The sequence below is a fragment of the Actinomadura fibrosa genome (assembly GCF_900659615.1).
Lineage (GTDB): Bacteria > Actinomycetota > Actinomycetes > Streptosporangiales > Streptosporangiaceae > Spirillospora > Spirillospora fibrosa.
In genome coordinates this window covers 1-4,452 of record NZ_CAACUY010000429.1, presented here as the reverse complement: position 1 = coordinate 4,452, position 4,452 = coordinate 1, and the positions used below count along the sequence as shown (strand labels likewise).

Here is a 4,452-nt window from a genome sequence, read left to right as displayed (position 1 = left end):
ACCGTCCGGGAGGCGCTGCGGCGCGGCGGCGAGCCCGCGCTGCTGCGGCACCGCGCGCACCGCACCCGCCCGCGCCGCGTCGTCCTGATCGTGGACGTCAGCGGGTCGATGAGCGCCTACGCCGACGCGCTGCTGCGGTTCGCGCACGCCGCCGCGCGGTCCGGCGGCCCGTCCGTGGAGGTGTTCAGCGCCGGGACGCGGCTCACCCGGCTCACCCGGGAGCTGCGGCACCGCGACGCGGACGCGGCGATGGCGGCGGCGTCCGCGGCGATCCCCGACTGGAGCGGCGGCACCCGCCTCGGCGCGGAGCTGAAGGAGTTCCTCGACCGGTTCGGGCAGCGCGGCCTCGCCCGCGGCGCCATCGTCGTGATCGCCTCCGACGGCTGGGAGCGCGGCGACGCCGCGCTGCTCGGCGAGCAGATGGCGCGGCTGCGCAGGCTCGCGCACCGCGTCGTGTGGGCGAACCCGCACAAGGCCCGGCCGGGCTACGCGCCGCTGACCGCGGGGATGGCCGCCGCGCTGCCGCACGTCGACGACTTCACCTCCGGGCACAGCCTCGCGGCCCTGGAGGAGCTGGCCCGCCTCGTGGCGGGCGCCGCGAGAAGAGGGAGGTCCCATGCGTGACGTCCTCGGCGACATCGCCGGCTGGTACGCGGCGGGCGAGACGTTCGGGCTCGCCACCGTCGTCAACACCTTCCGCAGCGCGCCGCGCCCGCCGGGCGCGGCGATGGCCGTGTCCGCCGGCGGCGAGGTGGCGGGCAGCGTGTCCGGCGGCTGCGTCGAGGGCGCGGTGTACGACCTCGCGCAGTCGGTGCTGGAGAGCGGCGAGCCTGTCGTCCAGCGGTACGGGGTGAGCGACGACGACGCGTTCGCCGTCGGCCTCACCTGCGGCGGCATCCTGGACGTGCTGGTGGAGCCGGTCGGGCCCGCGACGTTCCCCGAGTTCGCCGAGGTCGCCGCCGCGATCGAGGCGCGGGAGCCGGTCGCGGTCGCGACGGTGGTGGCCGGGCCGGGGCGGATCGGCGCGCGCCGCGTCGTGTGGCCCGGCCGCGCGTCCGGGACGCTCGCGCCCGGCGCCCCCTATGCGGCCCGCCTCGACGCGGCCGTGGACGACGACGCGCGCGGCATGCTCGCCCAGGGCCTCACCGGGCAGCGGCACTACGGCCGCGAGGGCGAGCGGCGGCTCGACGAGCTGTCGGTGTTCGTGCACGCGTTCGCGCCGCCGCCGCGGCTGCTGGTGTTCGGCGCGATCGACTTCGCGGCCGCCGTCGCGAGGATCGGCGCGTTCCTCGGCTACCACGTGACGGTCTGCGACGCGCGGCCCGTCTTCGCGACGCCGAAGCGGTTCCCGGACGCCGACGAGGTCGTGGTCAAGTGGCCGCACAAGTTCCTCCAGGAGGCCGAGGGCACCGTGGACGAGCGGACCGCGATCTGCGTCCTCACCCACGACCCGAAGTTCGACGTGCCGCTGCTGGAGGTCGCGCTGCGGACCCGCGCCGGGTACGTCGGCGCGATGGGCTCGCGCCGCACCCACGACGACCGGCTCGCCCGGCTCCGGGACGCGGGGCTGACGGACGCGGAGCTGTCCCGGCTGCGGTCGCCGATCGGCCTCGACCTCGGCGCGCGGACCCCGGAGGAGACGGCCGTGTCGATCGCCGCCGAGCTCGTCCAGCTCCGCTGGGGCGGGTCGGGCCGCCCGCTCACCGACACCAGCGGCCGGATCCACGCCGAGGGCGGCTGAGCGGGCTACCCTCGCGTGATGACCCCGCACGGCACGAACCCGCACGGCACGAACCCGCCCGACCCGAGCGCGCACGCCCTGGGCGCGCACGGTGCGGGTGCGCACGGTCCGGGTGCGCGGGATGAGGAGACCCTCGGCCCGCACCTGGCGGCGTGGCCCGCTGGGATCCTGCTCGCGGCGGGGGAAGGGCGCCGGCTCGGCCGTCCCAAGGCGCTGCTGGAGCTGGACGGCGAGCGCCTGGTCGACCGGGGCGTCCGCGTGCTGCGCGAGGGCGGCTGCTCCCCGGTGCTGGTGGTGGCGGGCGCCGCGCAGATCGAGGTGATCGGCGCGGTCGTCGTGCCGAACCCGGACTGGCGCGAGGGGATGGGCTCGTCCCTGCGGGCCGGGCTCGCCGCGCTGCCGTCCGGCTGCCCCGCCGCGGTCGTCGCGCTCGTCGACCAGCCGCGCGTCACCGCCGCCGCGGTCGGACGGCTCGTCGCGGCGTACGAGGCGGGCGCCGGGATCGCCGTCGCGACCTACGGCGGCGCGCCCCGCAACCCCGTCCTGCTGGGCGCCGCGCACTTCGCCGCCGTCGCCGAGGCGGCGGCCGGGGACGTCGGGGCGCGCGGGTTCCTGCGCGCGCACCCGGACCTGGTCACGGGCGTCCCCTGCGACGACGTCGCCGCGCCGGACGACATCGACACCCCCGCCGACCTGGCGGCCTACACCCTCCGCAAGGCCGGCCCCCGCGGCCCTCGGTGACGCGGCACGGGGATCAGGAGAGCCGGGACGCGGGCAGGACGCTCTCGTCCAGGGCGCCGCAGTCGACGGCGCGGCGGAGCCGGGCGACGAGGGCCTTCACGGTGGCGGGCTCGTCCAGGACGCCGGCCCTGCCCGCGGCCTGCTCGTGCCACGCCCGGACCCGTCCGATGACGTCGTCGACACCGGTGAGGTGGAAGGCGTAGACGGCCGCGTAGCGGCTCGGCAGGTGCGCGGGATGCAGGTCCCAGCCCTGGTAGAAGCCGTGCCGCAGCGAGTGCCTGACGTGCGCGGCGTGCACCGACCAGGCCGCGTTGACCTCGTCCGGCCCGTCGTTGCGGGGGATGACGTTGGTCGAGCCGTCGGACAGGCGCACGCCCGTCCCGGCGAACGCGACCTGCATCGCGTGCCGGGCGTAGTCGCAGGCCGGGTGGTCGAGGCGCTGCTCGTCCGGGGGCAGCCCGAGTTCGGCGGTGTAGTCGAACACGCCGAAGTGCGCGGCGGTCAGCCGGCCGCCCGCGGCCGCCGCGATGCGGGGCAGCGCGAACCGGCCCTCCGGGTCGATGACCGCCCCGGTCGTCTCGACCTGGATCTCGAAGCGCAGGATCCCGGACGGCAGGCCGAGCGCGGTCTCCAGGCGCTCCAGGTACTCGACGAACAGCGCGACGTGCTCGGCCGCCACGACCTTGGGGAAGGTGATCGTGAACCCGCCGGGCAGCCGCCCGAGCCGGTCCCGCAGCGCGGTGAGGAACCCGTCCAGGGTCCGCATCGCGCGGTCGTGGCCGCCGTCGGCGAACGACTTCACCCGCAGCCCCCAGTAGTGGGGGAGGCCCTTGACCTGGTACGCGGCGGCGACGGCCTCGACCACCTGGGCGACGTGCGCGTCCTCCTCCTCGTCCCCGCGGACGCCGTAGCCGTCCTCGAAGTCGATCCGCACGTCCTCGACGGGCTCGCTCGCGAGCTTGGCCGCGACCCGCTCGCGGACGAGCCCGGCGATCTCGGGGTCGAGGCCGAACGCGGCGCCGAACGACCCGGCGCCCGGCGTGTGGGTGTTGAGCAGCCGCAGCGCCTCGGCGCCGAAGTCGGCGGGCGTCGAGCGGGAGAACCGGTCGGCCGGGACGTACACCGTGTGCACCGGCTGGCGGCCGTCGGCGGGCCCGGGGCGGCGCTCGTCGTGCTCGGCGCGGACGGCGGCGATGCGCGCGGAAAGGTCGTCGAACGAGGAGACGCTGAGGTTCACCCGCCAATGATCCCCCAACTGCGCGGCGATGGGGAAGGCGAGGAGGCCATCGCCGCCGCCGCGGACCCCACGGCGCGAGCCTCCATCGCCCGCGCCGTCGCGAGGGAATCCGCTTAACGGACGGCTGTAAGAAGGGTAGAACACCCTGACCTCTGGGTCGTGCGGGCGTTGCTTGATTCGCTCTGATGCCGAAAATAACTCGCATTTGAGAATGGGTCGTTTCGCCCGTTGCCCGCGTGCGGCGGGAGTATGACCGTGCCTTCGCCGCCGCGCCGGGGGATAGGGGTGCCCGCGCCCGAGGACAGGGGTGTACGGCCGCGACGACCGATGTCCACCGCCCCTGGGAATCGGGATGGCGCCGGGCTCGGAAAGGAAAGGCGCTGCACTGTCGCGGCCACCGGCATCCGCCCGGAGGCGCCCGCCTTCCTAGGGGCGATCTAGGGGTGGCACGCCCCGCGGGCACCTCCTTAAGGTTCGGCATGTCCGCTGTTTCCGGACCGCAGGCGCCATTCGACCGAGAAAATGAGAGGTGGTCGAGATCGACACCGCGAGCGTGATGGACGATTCGACACCCGCCTTTCTGCGCGTCCTGCGCGGAGCCCCCACCGACGAGGAGCTCGCCGCCGTGACGGCCGTGCTCCGCGCCGTGGCCGGACACCGGGCGGCCGAGGCCGCGGCACCGGGCGCCCGCGCGCGGTGCCGGGCGTCCCGCCGGACGCCGCGCTGGAGCACC

General features: G+C 76.1%; 5 protein-coding genes. 4 read left to right on the top strand and 1 reads right to left on the bottom strand.

The features are described 5' to 3' along the window. From E1300_RS47850 to E1300_RS47840, 3 genes are all read left to right on the top strand, one after another. The coding region (locus E1300_RS47850; RefSeq protein ID WP_131763888.1) for a vWA domain-containing protein at nucleotides 1-624 on the top strand (624 nt) is incomplete at its 5' end. After that, on the top strand, nucleotides 617-1,741 hold the full coding sequence (locus E1300_RS47845; protein ID WP_131763887.1) for an XdhC family protein: 1,125 nt from the start codon (nucleotides 617-619) through the stop codon (nucleotides 1,739-1,741). The genes E1300_RS47850 and E1300_RS47845, both read left to right, overlap by 8 nt. Nucleotides 1,742-1,759: 18 nt before the next feature. After that, on the top strand, nucleotides 1,760-2,482 hold the full coding sequence (locus tag E1300_RS47840) for a nucleotidyltransferase family protein (protein ID WP_131763886.1): 723 nt from the start codon (nucleotides 1,760-1,762) through the stop codon (nucleotides 2,480-2,482). Nucleotides 2,483-2,495: 13 nt separating this feature from the next. Here the strand turns inward: E1300_RS47840 and E1300_RS47835 are convergent, their stop codons facing one another. After that, complete coding sequence (locus E1300_RS47835; RefSeq protein WP_131763885.1) at nucleotides 2,496-3,719, bottom strand: DUF6986 family protein; 1,224 nt, start codon at nucleotides 3,717-3,719, stop codon at nucleotides 2,496-2,498. Between the two features lie 529 nt (nucleotides 3,720-4,248). Between E1300_RS47835 and E1300_RS47830 the strand changes: the two genes are divergently transcribed. Further along, on the top strand, nucleotides 4,249-4,452 hold a 204-nt coding region (locus E1300_RS47830; protein ID WP_242619875.1), incomplete at its 3' end, for an acyl-CoA carboxylase subunit epsilon.

Excerpts from the sequence above, each read along its gene's own strand:
- E1300_RS47845 (WP_131763887.1), top strand. The coding sequence starts at position 617 with ATGCGTGACGTCCTCGGCGACATCGCCGGCTGGTACGCGGCGGGCGAG.
- E1300_RS47840 (WP_131763886.1), top strand. The coding sequence starts at position 1,760 with ATGACCCCGCACGGCACGAACCCGCACGGCACGAACCCGCCCGACCCG.